The 17,477-nt window shown below is 43.9% G+C and carries 10 protein-coding genes and 5 tRNA genes; 13 read left to right on the top strand and 2 right to left on the bottom strand.

The window, feature by feature from the left end:
- The first annotated feature begins 48 nt into the window (after nt 1-48).
- The 6 genes from PNC201_RS10730 (at nt 49) to PNC201_RS10705 (ending at nt 2,174) form a co-directional block, all read left to right on the top strand.
- Nucleotides 49-124 (top strand) — tRNA-Lys (locus PNC201_RS10730).
- Between the two features lie 155 nt (nt 125-279).
- Nucleotides 280-355 (top strand) — tRNA-Lys (locus PNC201_RS10725).
- A 155-nt stretch (nt 356-510) separates the two neighbouring features.
- Nucleotides 511-586: transfer RNA gene (locus PNC201_RS10720), tRNA-Lys, on the top strand.
- A gap of 155 nt (nt 587-741) precedes the next feature.
- Nucleotides 742-817, top strand: a tRNA-Lys gene (locus PNC201_RS10715).
- A 133-nt stretch (nt 818-950) separates the two neighbouring features.
- Complete coding sequence (gene nadA, locus PNC201_RS10710) at nt 951-1,994, top strand: quinolinate synthase NadA (protein ID WP_010605119.1); 1,044 nt, start codon at nt 951-953, stop codon at nt 1,992-1,994.
- Nucleotides 1,995-2,083: 89 nt separating this feature from the next.
- Nucleotides 2,084-2,174: transfer RNA gene (locus tag PNC201_RS10705), tRNA-Ser, on the top strand.
- Between the two features lie 569 nt (nt 2,175-2,743).
- Here the strand turns inward: PNC201_RS10705 and PNC201_RS10695 are convergent.
- A complete protein-coding gene (locus PNC201_RS10695; protein ID WP_102057033.1) occupies nt 2,744-3,880 on the bottom strand; it encodes a hypothetical protein in 1,137 nt (378 codons plus the stop codon).
- Between the two features lie 410 nt (nt 3,881-4,290).
- Between PNC201_RS10695 and PNC201_RS10690 the strand changes: the two genes are divergently transcribed.
- Both PNC201_RS10690 and PNC201_RS10685 read left to right on the top strand, forming a co-directional pair.
- Complete coding sequence (locus PNC201_RS10690; protein WP_158299114.1) at nt 4,291-4,806, top strand: hypothetical protein; 516 nt, start codon at nt 4,291-4,293, stop codon at nt 4,804-4,806.
- Between the two features lie 82 nt (nt 4,807-4,888).
- The gene (locus tag PNC201_RS10685) at nt 4,889-5,287 is read left to right on the top strand and encodes a hypothetical protein (RefSeq protein ID WP_102057031.1); all 399 of its coding nucleotides are present in this window, start codon (nt 4,889-4,891) and stop codon (nt 5,285-5,287) included.
- A 29-nt stretch (nt 5,288-5,316) separates the two neighbouring features.
- Here the strand turns inward: PNC201_RS10685 and PNC201_RS10680 are convergent, their stop codons facing one another.
- Nucleotides 5,317-5,895 (bottom strand): TetR/AcrR family transcriptional regulator, encoded by a 579-nt coding sequence (locus PNC201_RS10680; RefSeq protein ID WP_010605113.1) that lies wholly within the window; start codon nt 5,893-5,895, stop codon nt 5,317-5,319.
- A 156-nt stretch (nt 5,896-6,051) separates the two neighbouring features.
- Here PNC201_RS10680 and PNC201_RS10675 point away from each other — a divergent pair, with 156 nt between their 5' ends.
- The 5 genes from PNC201_RS10675 (at nt 6,052) to recD (ending at nt 17,365) form a co-directional block, all read left to right on the top strand.
- Entirely contained in the window at nt 6,052-7,092 is a 1,041-nt protein-coding gene (locus PNC201_RS10675; RefSeq protein ID WP_102057030.1) for an alkene reductase, read from the top strand.
- A 305-nt stretch (nt 7,093-7,397) separates the two neighbouring features.
- Nucleotides 7,398-8,423 (top strand): GGDEF domain-containing protein, encoded by a 1,026-nt coding sequence (locus PNC201_RS10670; RefSeq protein WP_010605111.1) that lies wholly within the window; start codon nt 7,398-7,400, stop codon nt 8,421-8,423.
- A 287-nt stretch (nt 8,424-8,710) separates the two neighbouring features.
- The gene (recC, locus tag PNC201_RS10665; protein WP_199539654.1) at nt 8,711-11,968 is read left to right on the top strand and encodes an exodeoxyribonuclease V subunit gamma; all 3,258 of its coding nucleotides are present in this window, start codon (nt 8,711-8,713) and stop codon (nt 11,966-11,968) included.
- Entirely contained in the window at nt 11,955-15,491 is a 3,537-nt protein-coding gene (gene recB / locus PNC201_RS10660) for an exodeoxyribonuclease V subunit beta (RefSeq protein WP_102057028.1), read from the top strand. The genes recC and recB overlap by 14 nt, the downstream gene beginning before the upstream one ends.
- Entirely contained in the window at nt 15,488-17,365 is a 1,878-nt protein-coding gene (gene recD, locus PNC201_RS10655) for an exodeoxyribonuclease V subunit alpha (protein WP_102057027.1), read from the top strand. Before recB ends, recD begins: the two co-directional genes overlap by 4 nt.
- The last annotated feature ends 112 nt before the right edge of the window (nt 17,366-17,477 follow it).

Raw genomic sequence — 17,477 nt, 5'->3', positions numbered from 1 at the left:
CCGGAACACCTCTTCAGGATGAATTAATGGCACTTTTAATGCTTGAGCGGGTCATTAGCTCAGTTGGTAGAGCAGTGGACTTTTAATCCATTGGTCGATGGTTCAAGTCCATCATGACCCACCACTTTACAAGCTTTATAATTCATATTTGAGCGGGTCATTAGCTCAGTTGGGTGAAAAAAAACCGAAGTATCGCTTCGCAGCTTTTTGAACGCGAGTCAGGACGACGAGCCGGAACACCTCTTCAGGATGAATCAATGGCACTTTTAATGCTTGAGCGGGTCATTAGCTCAGTTGGTAGAGCAGTGGACTTTTAATCCATTGGTCGATGGTTCGAGTCCATCATGACCCACCATTTTACAAGCATACGAATTCAATTTTGAGCGGGTCATTAGCTCAGTTGGGTGAAAAAAGAACGGAGCATCGCTTCGCAGCTTTTTGAACGCGAGTCAGGACGACGAGCCGGAACACCTCTTCAGGATGAATTAATAGCACTTTTAATGCTTGAGCGGGTCATTAGCTCAGTTGGTAGAGCAGTGGACTTTTAATCCATTGGTCGATGGTTCAAGTCCATCATGACCCACCACTTTACAAGCATACTAATTCAGTTTTGAGCAAGTCATTAGCTCAGTTGGGTGAAAAAAGACCGGAGCATCGCTTCGCAGCTTTTTGAACGCGAGTCAGGACGACGAGCCAGAACACCTCTTCAGGATGAATTAATGGCACTTTTAATGCTTGAGCGGGTCATTAGCTCAGTTGGTAGAGCAGTGGACTTTTAATCCATTGGTCGATGGTTCGAGTCCATCATGACCCACCATCCTCTTATTCTTCATATATTATTCAAAATACTTTCTTAAACTCGCCATTTAGAGCTAAACATTCGCTAGGATTACCCCTGTATTTTTCGTATAATTCCACCTAATTATGCAATGTGGACTAGTGGTCGAGAAATGAGTCTAGCTGAACGTATTATGCCGGAAGATTATATCTTCCCTCCAAAACCTGCCCCTCTTACCGTTGAAGAAAAAGCAGAGTATAAAGCGCGTATCAAAGCGCTATTAGTTGAAAAGAATGCGGTACTGGTTGCCCACTATTATACTGATCCTGAGATCCAAGCACTTGCTGAAGAAACTGGCGGCTGTGTTGCTGATTCATTAGAAATGGCACGCTTTGGCGCTAAGCAAGAAGACAAAGACATGATCATCGTAGCCGGCGTGCGCTTTATGGGCGAAACGGCAAAAATATTGACACCGCACAAAACCGTTGTGATGCCAACACTCGAAGCAACTTGCTCGTTGGATGTAGGTTGCCCTATCGACGAGTTTTCTGCGTTTTGTGATCAATACCCAGACAGAAAAGTAGTGGTATACGCCAATACTTCAACTGCGGTAAAAGCAAGAGCGGATTGGATTGTCACCTCTTCTTGCGCGCTTGAGATTGTTGAGCACCTTGATGAGCAAGGTGAAAAAATTATCTGGGGTCCGGATAAGCACTTGGGTTCTTATATTCAAAAGAAAACAGGCGCCGATATGATCATGTGGAACGGTGCGTGTATCGTTCATGATGAATTTAAAACCAAAGCCCTTAAAGACATGAAGCAGCTACATCCTGACGCTGCGGTACTGGTTCACCCTGAGTCTCCTGCGGAAATCGTAGACTTAGCAGATGCAGTAGGCTCAACGAGTCAGTTAATTAAAGCTGCGCAAGAAATGGATAATCAGAAGTTTATCGTTGCCACCGATCGCGGTATTTTCTACAAAATGCAGCAACTTTGCCCTGAGAAAGAGTTCTTCGAAGCACCAACCGCCGGTGAAGGCGCTACATGTCGTAGCTGTGCCCATTGCCCTTGGATGGCAATGAATGGCCTACAGGCAATTGAAGAAGCGCTTATCAGCCCACAGGGCAAAGAAGTCTTCGTTGATATGGAATTGCGTGAAGGCGCACTACGTTCGCTAAATCGCATGCTAGATTTTTCTGCATCCTTGCAGAAATAGTAGGATTAATAGACAAATAAATCCTAAAAGCAAAAAACTGCTTGATAAAGTGCGAGGCTTTTCATAGTATTAGCCCCGCAATTCAGTGCGGAGAGATGGCTGAGTGGCTTAAGGCGCACGACTGGAACTCGTGTATACGTTTATAGCGTATCGAGGGTTCGACTCCCTCTCTCTCCGCCATTCCTTCTTTATTCAAATCAATTACCTACTAAAATCCGTTTGTACTTTTGGGGACATTTTGGGGTTATGAAAACCCTAAACTTCGTTTTTATTTCCTAAATACAGCGCATCTTCGAAAGCCATTCTGGCTTACGTCATTTTTATTTAAAATATCTTTGCTTGTGCATTTAGCCTTAGATTATCGGTTGGAGTTGCAGACAGCACAGCCATCCGAATTTGAGGTGGGTATCTATGATTTATTTTAACTTAAATGTCTCAGCGATAGATATTAAGTCAAACGAACATAAGGTGGAGATAACTTCGCTATCTTATTTACAAAAATACGAAACGCCCACTTTAAGTTTAAAAATTACTTTTCTAAAAGCCATTCGAACCAGACTGATTTCTGAGTATCGGGGTCGGTTTGTAGGTGGAGTAGGGTATCAAATTGAGCGGGCTTGAACTCAATAGGCGGTGCGAGCACTTGAGTATTTTGCGTTGAGGTTACGCCATTTTTCCGTCCTTTTTCGGTTACCTCACAGACCCCGTTTTTGCATGTCACATCCGGTTCTGGGAGGGAAATACTTTCTTCAGATTGGGTCATGACATAGCGCATCGTTGATGCTACTTGCCTCGGTGAACGTTTTAAATTCCGTTGCTGAGTCACTGGTCGCAATACCGGCTGTTACTTCTGCTATATGTGCCAGAAACTGGTAGCTGCCTTGGTGAGAGAGTGCGCCAAGGCCTGGGTCTGTGATAAAAGATACAAAGCCCGCGTCCAGAGCACTGGAAGATAGTGCACCATTATTCATCAGGCGATCTATAGAGGCTTGATCTCTTTGCGTAAATCCGACAGTGAGCTTTTGGCCTTCGGTATTAAAATGCCCCTCGTTGAAATTACTGAGTAATTTGCCGTCATCATGTCGTCGGTAGTTTCCTATGTCACTAGCAAGTTTTTGAATATACTCGAAATCTATGCCACTTTTCTCTGCATATTCATACATATCAGCCAGCATAAATCTGCCTTTATGAGTCAAGAAGTCATAGTTGCTGCGTTCTAAGTTATGTGAAGACATCCCTTCAGCGCCATTGTGCACTTTAGGTTCATTGCCAGCAAACAGATCTGTAACCATTAGGCTATAGTAATGCTCAGCTTGATTGCTCATTGTATGCGCTGATAAGTTCATGTCTTGGAGCGCTGACTCGAAGTGTGACTGTGCTTGCGAAAGATAATCATCAGGGAGCATAGCTTTACCGAGTTCTGAGAATGTCTGGCTATGTGTGTATAGCGCAGCTTCAAATGATGTCATTGCATTATCATCATTGAGGGCGTTCCGCTTCAGCTCAGACAACGCTCGTTGATCAAGTGCATGCCACTTTTCGTAAGCAGCAGTCTTCTCTGCTTTTGAAAAGGTATTACTGGGATCCATGGCGATAGTCTCCAGTTGAGGTTTGGACAGTTGCTCAAACTCCCACTTAGCCGAATTAATCTTTTCTTGATTGCTTTGCGCTTGCCACGTTAAAACGTTGTTATTCTGTGGAAATGATTGCTGATTTAAACGAGCTGCGTCAATCGCCTGTTGTGCTTCTTTTAGTTTCACAGCCAATGAAGAAACAGACACCTGTGTATTGCGTGCATTGTTCTGGTTGGTATCCGTATTCGAACGATATGAGGTAGCAGGCGAAGCTTTGGTTTTAGCATGCCATTGGGTATTTGATATATCCATATTGTCTGTCCCTGTGCTTACTTAACCCTTTCTTATATGAAGGGTTAAGTCAGCATTCGTTAGTAAAATAGTAGAAAGAAACATTTTTCTCTCTGTTTGGTTTTATATAGTTGAGACTACTTGATGCATTTACATGATGTATTATTGGTGCTAAAACATCCGCTCTTAGTCATAAGATATAGTCAAATCCCCTGAAGCATTAGGAGAAATTTCTGCGTTCCTATTAGGATTTTACTATAAGCTCGATAGTAGCATAATTAAGCTGCTCCGGAAGTTGACTCTGAAAGTCAAAAAAGCAGCGACACTCATCATAATTTAGACCTTAGAAAGTGCTAAATTACATAATAACTCACCTCCAACTTAGAGAAAAAAAGATGGAACTCAACAAAATATCAAATAAGGAATTGAAGTTGGCTCTTAAGGCCAGTGCGGCATTAGATATTGAAATCTCTGATGATGAGTATTTGCGCTGTTTTACTTATACCGAAAATTGGGCCTCTGGTATTGATATCGCGACTTACGAAAATGGGGGCGGCGACAATATTGTTGTTGTGATCAAAGACGAGTCGATCCTTATCAAGGGGTTCGATCATGAGTCGGAAGTTAGCCCTCATGCTCAAGAAGAGTACGGTGTACGGCTTGGGATGTACGAGGGAACGCCGACAGAGCTGTTGGAAGTACTGAATGACGAGGCTTTCGAAATAGAAGAGGTCACGTTTTGCATTTGGCGACTTGATAATGAAGCGACTTGGTCTCGGGGAGCTGTAGAGTTTAATAATGATGAAGATGACGGTTCGAGCTGGCTTCTGTCAGCTATTACTATCACTCCAAGCGCCTTTATTGAATATGTCGAAAACTATCATGACGGTGATTTCAACCAACTAACGCGAGAGAAAATACATGACGTATTTGCGGCGCAAATGTAGAGTATGTCAACTAAGCTGCTGAAGGTTTTTCTACGGCAGCAAATTCTCAAAAAATGTGATGTTAGTGGATAAGGAAAATTTAATGAGACGAGTTAAAGTCTATTATCAACACCGTGACGGTGGCACTGAGCTCATCAATTATGAAAAAAAATTACAATCTTATCGTGAGGCTTGGGATGTTATTGATCATTACCCTTGGGACAAAGAATTGGAATTGTTTGAGGCACTTGGGGAAGGTGGCGGGTTCTTTTTTATACTTGGAAATGAAGGCGGTAAGTACGCGTCTTACCAATTGACACCAATAGAAAATAATCGCGGATTACTAACTTTGGATGTTGTGTCTAAGCCAGCTGCTTTTGGACTATTTGGTGGTAAATCAGCTTCCCTCGATTTTGAGCTTGTCTCGATTCCAGAAGCTAAAAATCACATAAAAGCGCTGTTTGAATACTCAATTGACTCCTTGTACGAAAAGTATCGATGAAAATACACGCTATGCTGATGAATAAATATTTAAATAGAGACTTCCAATAACCTATCCGCCAGCGCATTTAGGTGTGAGCTGTCGCACTGAGTCGCTGCATAAGTCCGAATACCATATACAGACATAATGAAAAAACGCGCTCTCTTTGTGGCTTCATCTTCACTTAATGCTTCACTATCGGGCCAAACCATTAAAAATTGTTGCCTGATCAGTGATTCAAATTGGTGCAAGTTAGCGCTGAGTGCCGTTTGAATTTCCGCATCCTGCTCGCCAATTTCATTAAGCGTTTTGGTGAGCAAACACACTTTCTTTGACTCGTCGCCCAAACACTCACCGACGAGATCTTGTAAGAATCGCTCAAGTGCGCAGCGAAGGCTAGTGCTGTTTTCGAACAGCTGTTGATAATGCACTCGTCGGTCTGCTTGATATTGATCTATGGCGGCTAATAGCAAACCTTTTTTATTTTTGAACGCACAGTAGATAGAACCCGGATGGAGTCCGGTGACTTCGGTCAGTTTGGGCATACTGGTTTTGTTGTAGCCATAAGTCATAAATGCTTGCATGGCATTTCTCAGTACGGTTTCTCTATCAAACTCTGCTGTTCTCATCGATTTCCTAAGTGCACCAAATGGGTTTAAACGCCGTCATTATACCAATACTTCACCCCTATTTTTGATAACAATGAAAAAAATGTAAAGGTTTAACTTGAATAATGATTCAAGAATCCATATCTTGAATGTATATTCAAATATGGAGAGACACGCATGCCACAGGTACTTTTTGAAAATGTTAAGCTAAATAACACGATATCACTCAATAATCGCATCTTGATGGCGCCATTGACGCGCTGTATGGCAGACGACGATTTAGTTCCTACCGATGACATGGTGAAGTACTATGCTAAGCGAGCCAAAGCAGGATTAATCATTAGTGAAGCGACGATTATTCGTCCTGATGGGCAAGGCTACCCGAATACACCAGGTTTGTTTACACAAGCACAAATTGCAGGGTGGAAAAAAGTAACCGATGCTGTACACGCTGAGGGGGGGAAAATGTTTGCGCAATTGTGGCACGTTGGGCGTGTGGCGCACCCGTACTTTTTTGACGGAGAAGTTTTAGCACCGTCGGCTATTGGTATCGAAGGTTCAATTCCAAGAATGCGTGATTTAACCTACCAAACGCCAAAAGCGGCGACGAAGGAAGATATTACAAAACTCATTGCCGACTATGCCCAAGCGGCAGCAAACGCGATAAAAGCAGGTTTTGATGGGGTTGAAATTCACGGTGCCAATGGTTATTTAATTGACCAGTTTTTACATTACGCTGCGAATCAGCGTACCGATGAGTATGGTCAAACACCAGAAAATATGAGCCGATTTGCTTTGGAGGTGACAGATGCTATCGCTGAGCGTATTGGTGCCGACAGAGTGGGTCTGAGAGTGTCACCGGGTGCTTACTTCAATATGGATGGCGACCAAAGAGACAGAGCGGTATTTGACTACCTACTTAAAGCGTTAAACAGTCGCAACTTAGCCTATCTGCATCTGGGCATTTTCGACGATGCAATGGAGTTTGATTATTTGGGCGGCAGTGCTTCAGCTTACTTACGCAGCATTTATAAAGGGACGTTAGTAGGTGTGGGGAGTTATACGGCTGAATCAGGTGCTGAGGCTATCCAAAACCAACAATTTGACTTATTAGCCATTGGTAGGCCGTTTATTGCTAATCCTGATTATGTGGAGAAGGTGCAAGCTGGTCAAGCCGTGAAAGAGTATGATGAGTCTATGCTTGCAACATTAGACTAAAACCAATCCATAAGTATGGATTTATAGCAATGCCAAACACTTAAGTTTGGCATTTTTTTGTACATTGCATAAGCTTAAATCAGGCGTCAGTGGTAAAGCGAAAACTTTTGATGCAAAAGTTGTCATCTTTATCAATTAAGCTTGAGAGCAGTTAAGTGTTTAACCCTCAAGTATTTGCTAATTAATAATCAACTGGATTGTAGCTTATTTTTTAACATTGATAGGAATAAAGGAGTACTTTGGAGTTTATTTGTTCGCTAAGTGTGTAATAATATGCCAGCAATGCAGTTGTGAGTGCGTCGGACATGCAAGAAGATTTACTAAATTCCGTTATCAAAATAACAAAAACGAGAGACGTTGATTCTCTTGAATATAGCTTAGTATCTACTATTCAAGAGTTCATAGGCTGTAAAGAGGTCGCTGTCTATAAGGACTTGCTCGTTCCTGGAGAGATCGCGATAGAGAGAAGCCTGCTCTTAAGAAAACTCTCCGATAAGGAATTTGATTGGGAAGAGCGAAGCCTAGTTAAAGAGCCAGATAAGGAATTAATTTCTTGCTTGCAGTCGGCCTGTATCATTACGGTACAAGCGAAAGATGGCACTGAGCATCGTTGGGTGCCAATCAGCCTTCAGGAAAAGCCGGTTGGTGCAATAGCGGTTATCAGTACGGGCTTGTCGAGTGCAGATCAAGTACTACTTAATGCATTTTGCCGCATTTTTGAAAATTATCTCACCATTCTTCACGAAAACGAGCGTGATAAACTCACCGGACTACTGAACCGTCAAACCTTTGAAAAACGCTTAAAACAACTGATTGAAAAGCAAGTTATCAAACAACACAAAACGGTATGGCATGGTGATGTGCGCTCGGTTCATAAAGGCGCAACCTCCTGGCTTGCTATCATGGATATCGATCACTTCAAAAAAGTCAACGATAACTATGGACATGTATGCGGAGATGAAGTTTTACTGTTATTAGCGCAGCGTATGCGTCAGTTTTTTCGATCCACAGACTTATTGTTTCGCTTCGGTGGCGAAGAATTTGTACTGGTCTTTGAGCCAACCGATTACGATTCGATAAAAGCTAAGATGGACGAGTTTATGGAGTTGGTACGAAATACTCACTTTCCATTCGTAAAAAAGCTCACCGTCAGTGTTGGAATGTCTCGCATTAGTCCATATGATTTCCCTATCACTGTGCTTGAAAATGCCGACAAAGCACTTTATTACGCAAAAGATAACGGTCGCGATATGCTTTGTTTTTACGAAGCGTTGCTGTCTGAGCATAAAATTGAAGCGCCGGAAGAGAGCTCTGATATAGATTTGTTCTAATACCAATTTGGTTTAATAAGGTGCTCAATTTGAGGGATTAAATCTGACGCTAGCTGTGTTAAAAACTTCTCATTTAGAACAAGTGAATGCAATGTAGTTAGCGCTAAAACTTTCTGCTAGAAAGGCATTAATTATACGAAACTCAGGTTAAATAGGTATAAAAGTGTTTCTGAGAAGCGGCGGTTGTTGATTTTCTACTCAAGCGCACTCGCAATAACTTCAATAACTACCGCTTATAGGAAGATTCCGATACACTTAATACAGCGTTAAACTGCATGGCAGACAACATGTTACACATCATCCAATCGAATCGAATGGAAATCTTGCAGGCACAACTCTGCACACTCATAAAATCGGCACCGCTCGCAAATCCTTTTGCAAAAGAAGTGGTGTTAGTACAATCTCCTGGTATGTCTGAATGGCTCAAACTAGGCATGAGTCAACACATAGGGATAAGTGCACAAGTCGACTTTCCATTACCATCTAGCTTCATTTGGAAGCTATATCAAAATTTCATTGATGATGTTCCCAAGGAATCCGCTTTTAATAAAGGCAATATGACTTGGAAACTATTTACGCTATTACCCGGCTGCATTGATAAGCCTCAATATATTGCGCTTAAGCACTATTTAGATGACGACCCTTCAGGAATTAAACTCTTTGCGTTGTGTGAAAAAATTGCCGACGTTTTTGACCAATATTTAATGTATCGCCCCCAGTGGATTGAGCTTTGGGATCAGGGCCAAGATACGCTGAACGATGTGGATGTTGAAGCCATCGCGCCTTGGCAGCCTGATCTCTGGCGTCGCTTAGTTAGCCATGTTGAAGCGCTTGAACAAAGTCCATATCACCGTGCCAACATGCACGATAAGTTACTGCAAGGGCTGGCCAATGCACCAAGGGGCAAGCTTCCCGAGCGGATCTGTATATTTGGATTGTCGGCAATATCAACCAGCCAACTTGATATTTTTCAATCGCTTGGCCAAAAAACGAATGTATTTTTATTCTTTTTTAACCCTAGTGAACACTACTGGGGAGATTTAGTCGATGAGAAGACTCGAGCTAAAGTCGCCGCAAAATACGCCAAAATGCCAGAGCTCGAAGCGAAAGACGGCGAGTATTATTACGTTGGCAATCCACTACTCTCTTCATGGGGAAAGCTCGGGCGTGACTATTTTGAGCAATTATTGCAGCTTGATGCCAGTTGGATTGATGGATTTGATGACGCGTTTGATGACAGTCTGCTTGGTCAGGTTCAGCAAGAGATCTACCAGTTGGCATTTAAAGGAGAGTCGTTAACTGCTGATCCAAATTGGTTTGTTTCGCAGCAGGGCAAGTTACCCATTATGGCCGATGATACCAGTATCGTTTTTCAGGATTGCCATACGCCACTGCGTGAGGTCGAGCGGCTCCATGATTATTTACTCAATCAGTTTGAACAAAACCCTAGTCTGACGCCTAAAGACATTATCGTCATGATGCCTGATGTGGGCACCTATTCGCCATTTATTAAAGCTGTGTTTGACAGTAGTGAAGACAATCTGCGGATCCCCTATGCGATTTCTGATCTTGCAATTGAGCAAGAGCGGCCTATTTTAACGTCTTTTGTGACATTGACAGACTTACCCAATAACCGTTTTTGCGTGTCGGATATTCTCGATTTGCTGGGCGTTGCGCCGATCGCCGAACAGTTTAACCTTGAAAGCCATGAGTTTGACTTAATTCGCTATTGGCTTGATCAGGTCAGTGTTAAATGGGGCCTAAACGACAGCCATAAAAGCGAATATGGCTTGCCAAAAATACCACTAAATACGTGGCAGCATGGACTCAACCGTTTGCTCTTAGGGGTTGCAACAAACGATGAACAGACGCCGTTCGCTTCCATTTATCCTGCTGATGAAGTCGAAGGTATGTCGGTGGCGGTACTTAACAAGCTTATCGGCTTTGTTGATGCGCTGATTTGGTTAAAACTACAACTCAGCAGCGAAAAGACCTTAACGAACTTCGCAGCAATTCTACGTGAAGCCATGGCGCTATTTTACTCGTCAGAATCTGAACAGAGTTGGGATTTACTTAAGCTTGAGCAGATTATAGAGAATATCGAAAAACACCAGGAAAATGGCGATATTCAAGCGCCAGTCTCAGCAAAAATATTAGCGTATTTGGTTAAGCAAGGCGTCAGAGAAAAAGGGGTTGGGCAGCGCTTTTTAGCCGGAGCGGTAAACTTTTGTACGCTGATGCCGATGCGTGCTATTCCATTTAAAGTGGTGTGTATGCTTGGTCTAAATGACGCGGACTATCCTCGTACCGTGCAGCCTATTGGTTTTGATTTAGTCGCACACTCCACGAGACGTAAAGGCGATCGCTCACGAAAACTAGACGACAGATACTTGTTCTTAGAAGCCTTACTCAGTGCTCGAGAAAACTTGTATATCAGTTATATTGGCCGCTCTTGTTTTAACAACGAAGCCCAAGTGCCATCCGTTTTAGTCAGCGAATTGACAGAATATTTAGATCGCAGCTTTTACTTCGAAGACATGCCAAAGCAGTCTTTAGTCACTCGATTAACTTCACAGCTGCCATTACAACCTTTTAATCCCGAACATTTTAAAGCGGGCTCACTACAGAGCTACAATCGTACTTGGCTTTGGCAGCATAGGGCGGCGCATGCTGATGAGGTAAAACCGTTAGTACCAGTTTTAGACGCAGAAATTGAGTTTAGCGATTTGCTGCGAGGCGTTTGCGAGCCGCAAAAGTTATTTTATCAGCAAGCGCTGGGCATTAAACTCAAACCAATAGAAGCGTTAACACTTGATGAAGAGCCTTTCGCCTTAGATGCATTGGAGCGCTATCAATATTTAGATGAAGTGCTGGATGCTCAGCTACAACAACGGTCCTTAAATCTTGAACAGATTTTACAACGAGGCTCGCTGCCACAAGCGAACATCGGCAAACTACAGCTAGAGGGGCTGCTGACCCGCGTTGAACCTATGGTTAAGGTACTAACGCCTTTGCTTAATGAAGCAAAGGAGCCTCTAGAGCTAAAACTTGGTATTGCAGAGCATTTGCTGGTTGGCTGGCTTGATTGTGTGTATGAAAACAGGCAAGTGTACTATCGCAGCGCCAGTATTAAAGCGAAAGATTTAATTAAAGGGTTTTTACATCACTGCGCGGCTTGCGTAATGGGGCATGAAGTCACGACTTATATTGTTGGGCTAGATCAAAGCGTGCACTTTACCGCTATTTCACAACCACAAGCTCAGCAATATTTGGAGCAGTGGCTGGCTTTTTATAAACAAGCGCTGAGCGAACCTGTGGCATTTTTCCCAAGTTCTAGCATGGAATACGCCAAGACACAGGATATTAAAAAGGCCGCATATAAATTTAAGCCGCAATATGTTGGTCGAGGAGAGGGAGAAGATCCCTATGTTCAACTATGCTTTAGCGATTTGTCAGCTCATGAAGCGCGTTTTTGCGCACTTAGCCTTACTTTGTTAACACCTATTCTTAATGCCGCTGAGGAGGTACGTCATGGAGATGCTTAACCCCATTACTATGCCTTTAAGTGGCCAAAACCTAATTGAAGCCAGTGCAGGCACGGGGAAAACTTACACCATCACCGGTTTATATCTGCGTTATTTACTAGGCTTGCGCACTTCTGATCAACAACATGAGCCGTTAAGCGTTGAACAAATCTTAGTGGTAACTTTCACAGAAGCGGCAACACAAGAGATCAAAGACCGAGTGAGAAAACGCATTATTCAAGCTCGAGACGTGCTACTAGGTGAAGTCTGTAAAGATGAACTGATCAATGCCATTTTGGCGCAAATTGAAGATAAAAAGCGCGCCTTTGATCTCCTTGATGCTGCCGCTAAGTCAATGGATGAGGCCGCGATATTCACCATTCATGGCTTTTGCCAAAGAATGCTGAAGCAACACGCTTTTGAGTCTAAGGTGGCATTTAACCTCGAATTTATTCTCGATGAGAGCGAGCTGATTGATGCCGCGATGGCAGATCATTGGCGACGTTTTGTCTACCCGCTAGACACAGAAAAAACACAGGCTGTGATAGAGCAATTTGCTACGCCTTATGCACTGGCGAAGCAAGTTAGACCGTTATTAGCAAGAGAAAATGCCGAAATTAAACCCTCTGTTTCCTTAGATGCAGTGTTTGCCGCACGTGAAAAATACCAAACATTAGCACTGTGGCTAAAGGCCGAAATAGTCAAAACTGACTACATCAATGTGTTGAAAAAATCGGGGCTGGCAGGCAATCGTGCACCAGGGCGAAAGGATAACCTTCAAGCTCTTGAGAATTATGTCAACAGTGAGCAGTGGTGGTTTGAGTTTGGTAGCAGCAATCACTCGTTTGGACTTTGGGGCAGTGAAAGCCTTGCTGATGTTGCTCAATATAAAAAGAATACAACGCCGCTGGAGCACGAACTTATTCGTCACTTTGATACCTTGGCAGAGCTCCACCAATTGGTCGGGAGTGGGCTTAAATTCGCGTTAGTGCAACAAGCGGTGACTGAGGTAAGAGCTTTGCTTCACGCCCACAAAGAAGAATATGGCTTGATCTCTCCCGACGATTTACTTAAGCAGCTGTATCAAGCGCTTATGGGCGATAGTGGTGAGCGCTTAGCCGAAAAAATCGCACTGCAATATCCGGTTGCTATGATAGATGAGTTTCAGGATACCGATCCCATACAATATGGGATCTTCAGCCGAGTTTACGCAAAGGAAAATACGGCATTAACCTTGATAGGCGACCCAAAACAAGCCATTTACGGCTTTCGCGGGGCGGATATTTTTACTTATATCGGTGCAAAGCAAGGAGTTGCGCAAGACAGGCAGTATACGCTTGCAACCAATTATCGCTCCGATAGTGATGTGGTTGCCGCAGTGAATACGATATTTACTCGTCACCCCAATAGTTTTATCTACAATAAAGATATCCCTTTCATTGAGGTGAGCGCGCAAGGTAAAGCCGAGGATGCGCAATTTACTATCGCGTCTAAAAAGTCGTCAGCTCTGCGCTTTAGTGTATTACCAAGTGAGGATGAAGCGCTTAACAAAAGCGCCGCGCAAGCGCGGCTAAGCCAAGCATTCGCTGGTCGAGTTGCAGCGCTTATCGAGCAAGGGCGGTCGGGGGTTGCGAAGATTGGCGAAAACCCAGTTGTGCCAGCGGATATCTGTGTGTTAGTTCGCGACCGCATAGAAGCGAGCTTGATAAAACGAGCCTTAAATCAACTCGATATTGCCAGTGTGTACCTTGCCAGAGATAGTGTATTTAGGCAGCCGCTAGCAATCGCGTTGTATCAACTGCTTGATGTACTGCACGGGAGTTACGACGAAGCGGCGCTCAGAGGCGTGCTTGCGGGACCATTATTTTATTTAAACAACCAAGCACTGTACGACTTGCAGTTTAATGAACAGCAGTGGCAAGGTTATTTGCAGCTATTTAGTGAGTTAACACAGCTGTGGTATCGCTCTGGTGCAATGGCGATGCTGGAACACTTATTGATAACTTGTGAGCTGCCAGTGATTTGGCAGCAGCAGGGAATGGAAGTGGAGCGTTGGCTTACTGACTTCCGTCATTTGGCTGAGCTTTTACAGCATAAGCAATTAGAGCTTGATGGCACGGGTCGTGTGTTACGTTGGTTTTTATCGCAGCTAAATAATGCTCAGAGTGGCAGCAGCCAAATTCGCTTAGAGAGCGATGCCAATTTGGTGAAAATTGTGACCATGCACGCATCAAAAGGTTTGGAGTATCCGATTGTCTTTATGCCATTTGCACTTGGGTTTCGTGAGCCTGATACGTTAGTTTATCACCAAGGGGATAAGTTAGTTGTCGACCTTGAAGCCAGTGATGACGCGAAAGAAAAAGCAGAGCAAGAACGACTGGCTGAGGATATTCGCTTACTTTACGTTGCGCTGACGCGAGCGGTGCATTATTGCGAGCTTGGGCTTTACGACATTCAACAAGGGCGTAGTAAAAAGTCTGCACTGCACAAAACGGCCTTAGGATTTGCCTTGTTTGGCACGGAAACTTTCGACAGTGCCGAGGCTTGGCAAAGTGCCTTAAGCCAGTTATGTAAAGCACATGCGGCAATGGAATGTGTAAGATTAGATGAAATCACCACGCCACAGCAAGCGATAAACACCAGACTTGAAGACAAGCCTTTAGCTCTGTCTGCGAAAACCTTCAGCGGTCAGGTTGAACGACATTGGCGTACCACAAGCTTTAGCCAGCTAAGCTACCACACGCATCATGGTGATAAACCAACCGGGGCCGTGGACGAAAACCATTTACTGGACTTGCCTGAGCAGCGCCAAGAGCGGGAAAAAACCTCTTATACTTTTCCTAAGGGGGCCAAGCCGGGCAGCTGTTTGCACGAAATCTTTGAGCTTATAGATTTTACCGCGCCGCATTCCCCCAAAAACGAAGATAAGTATACCCTGACCGAAGCGATCACTAAATCTTTGGATAAGTTCGGTATCGCGACTGAATGGCAAGAGACAGCTGAGCGTTGGATAACAAGCTGCTTGGCTGCATCTCTTGCGCCACATCCTCATTTACAACTTGGTGTGCTGCCACCGGACGACTGCATTGTTGAAATGGAGTTTTACTTGCCACTAAAACCACTCAGTGCGGTGAAGCTGAACAAGATCCTCAGTGACATTACTGGACAAAAGTCGTTTTTAAACTTTGATGATGTGACAGGCATGTTGAAAGGGTTTATTGATTTAATCTTCAAGTGGCAAGGACAGTTTTTTGTTCTCGATTACAAGTCCAACTACCTTGGCGATAGCCCAGAAGATTATCACTACGATAACCTCAATGCTGCGATGTCGTCTCATCAGTATCATTTACAGTATATGATTTATACCGTGGCACTTCACCGCTTGTTAAAGCAGCGCCTCGTGGACTATAACCCTGAGCAGCATTTAGGTGGAAACTACTATTTGTTCTTACGTGCATTACCGGACAATCAGGGGATTTTCTTCAATCAGTTAAGCGTAAAGCAGGTATTAGAATTAGATGCATTATTTGAGGAGTCTGTATGAGCCAGTTAAGTATGGACTTTGAGGCATTTGACCATCACGGTTTCAAGGCGCTATTGCTTGAACACAAACGAGTTGGTAAAGCCGATATCGCGTTAGCCAAGTTGTTGAATCAGCAAGGCTACGACGATTACTTCTATGTATTTTTACTATTATTAATCGCTCATGGACGTCAGCATAGTTGTTTAGAGTTAGACAGTATTAATTTTCAGGATCCGTTTGAGCTCAGCTACGCGGTTGCGGATGAATCTGTAAAGTTGTCGCCATTTTCAAGCACAGGTATAGCCGTTGCTGCGCTCGCACAGCATCCTGCGGTCGGTGAAGATAAGCCGCTTCGGCTATACGCTGATAAGCTCTACTTGGCGAGATTAGCAAATTATGAAGCAAGGCTTGCGGGACACTTTGAAATGTTGGCGAAAGCCGATGTAACGCTGGACGAAGCAAAACTGGGTGCACTGTTGGCATCGTTTTTTCCAGCCAGTGAAGAAGACATTGATTGGCAAAAAGTGGCTTGTACGCTTGCTATCATTAAGCGATTTTGTGTCATCACGGGCGGCCCCGGTACGGGAAAAACCACGACGGTCACAAAACTGCTTGCGATTTTACAATCGCTTTATAACAGTGCGCCGTTGACCATCAAGCTAGTGGCGCCAACCGGCAAAGCGGCTGCGAGGCTCAGTGAGTCAATTATTGGTGCGAAAGCGAGGTTAAACCTGCCGCCAGCGCTTGCCGACTTACTGCCGGAGCAGGCGCAAACTATTCATCGCTTATTAGGCGTTATTCCTAATAGTGTTCACTATCGTCACAATCAAGATAACCCGCTGCATGTTGATGTGCTGATTGTTGACGAAGCATCCATGGTGGACTTATCGCTTATGGCGAAGCTGGTGGATGCACTACCAAAACATGCACGGCTTATTTTGCTCGGCGATAAAGATCAGCTCGCATCGGTAGATACCGGTAACGTACTCAGCGATCTATGTGAAAACTTAACGCTTGGACAAGCACCACATTACAGTCAGGCACTGAAAGCAAAGCTAGCTGAGTTGAGTAAACAAAACCTGCCTGAGTCGGGTGATACCAGCGCTGACTTTATGTTGGAAGATAATCTGGCGTTTTTACAAAAAAGTCACCGTTTTGACAGTCGAAGTGGGATAGGTCAGTTAGCATTTGCCGTAAATAGTAACAATAAGCGGCAATTAGACAGCGTGCTGGGGCAAGGTTTTAGCGATATACAGCATCATGAATTAAATAGTGAAACCTACAATGCCTTAATTGCCAGAGCGGCGGAGCAATACCAGCGATACCTGCTTGCCATTCATCATGGTGAGAGTGAAGCCATAATTCATAGCGAGTTTGCCAGTTATCAATTGCTTGCGGCCGTGAGAGAAGGCCCTTACGGTGTGAACGAATTAAATCGCAGAATAGAGCTCAAGCTTAGTCAAATGGGATTAGTGCAACCGACAGGACGGTTTTACGTTGGTATGCCCATTATGATCACCCAAAATGATTACCAGCTGAAACTGTTTAACGGCGATATCGGGATCATTTTACGCGACGAACAGGGTGAGCTACAGGCATCATTTATTGATGAACAGGGCTGCGTTAGGCGCTTTTATCCTGCCAGATTGCCGAGCTTTGATAGAGTATACGTGATGACGATCCACAAATCGCAAGGCTCTGAGTTTGCTTACACGGCAATGATACTACCACCCATTCAACGTGCGCAGCAGGGGATAAATCGCCAGCTTATTTATACTGGGATCACCCGAGCTAAACAGCAGTTTGAATTGGTGGCGCAATATAAAGTGATAGTGCAGGGTATGAATCGAAGTGTAAGTCGCAGTAGTGGTTTGCGAAGTCGGCTATCAAAATAATGAATTTTTTGTTAAAAACTTGTTTTATTTTGTGGTTTGGCTAAGGTTAAAGTGAGCTTGAAAGCTAGCTCGCCCAGTGAGTAGACTTGCCGTCAGTTAACGTGTTAACTGA

It is taken from the genome of Pseudoalteromonas sp. NC201, assembly GCF_002850255.1.
GTDB lineage: Bacteria > Pseudomonadota > Gammaproteobacteria > Enterobacterales > Alteromonadaceae > Pseudoalteromonas.
The sequence above is the reverse complement of the archived record's forward strand: the minus strand, read 5'-3'. Positions and strand labels throughout refer to the sequence as shown.

Coding starts and splice junctions, on each gene's coding strand:
- nadA (WP_010605119.1), top strand. CDS start 951: ATGAGTCTAGCTGAACGTATTATGCCGGAAGATTATATCTTCCCTCCA.
- recD (WP_102057027.1), top strand. CDS start 15,488: ATGAGCCAGTTAAGTATGGACTTTGAGGCATTTGACCATCACGGTTTC.
- recC (WP_199539654.1), top strand. CDS start 8,711: ATGTTACACATCATCCAATCGAATCGAATGGAAATCTTGCAGGCACAA.
- recB (WP_102057028.1), top strand. CDS start 11,955: ATGGAGATGCTTAACCCCATTACTATGCCTTTAAGTGGCCAAAACCTA.
- PNC201_RS10680 (WP_010605113.1), bottom strand. CDS start 5,895: ATGAGAACAGCAGAGTTTGATAGAGAAACCGTACTGAGAAATGCCATG.
- PNC201_RS10675 (WP_102057030.1), top strand. CDS start 6,052: ATGCCACAGGTACTTTTTGAAAATGTTAAGCTAAATAACACGATATCA.
- PNC201_RS10670 (WP_010605111.1), top strand. CDS start 7,398: ATGCAAGAAGATTTACTAAATTCCGTTATCAAAATAACAAAAACGAGA.
- PNC201_RS10695 (WP_102057033.1), bottom strand. CDS start 3,880: ATGGATATATCAAATACCCAATGGCATGCTAAAACCAAAGCTTCGCCT.
- PNC201_RS10685 (WP_102057031.1), top strand. CDS start 4,889: ATGAGACGAGTTAAAGTCTATTATCAACACCGTGACGGTGGCACTGAG.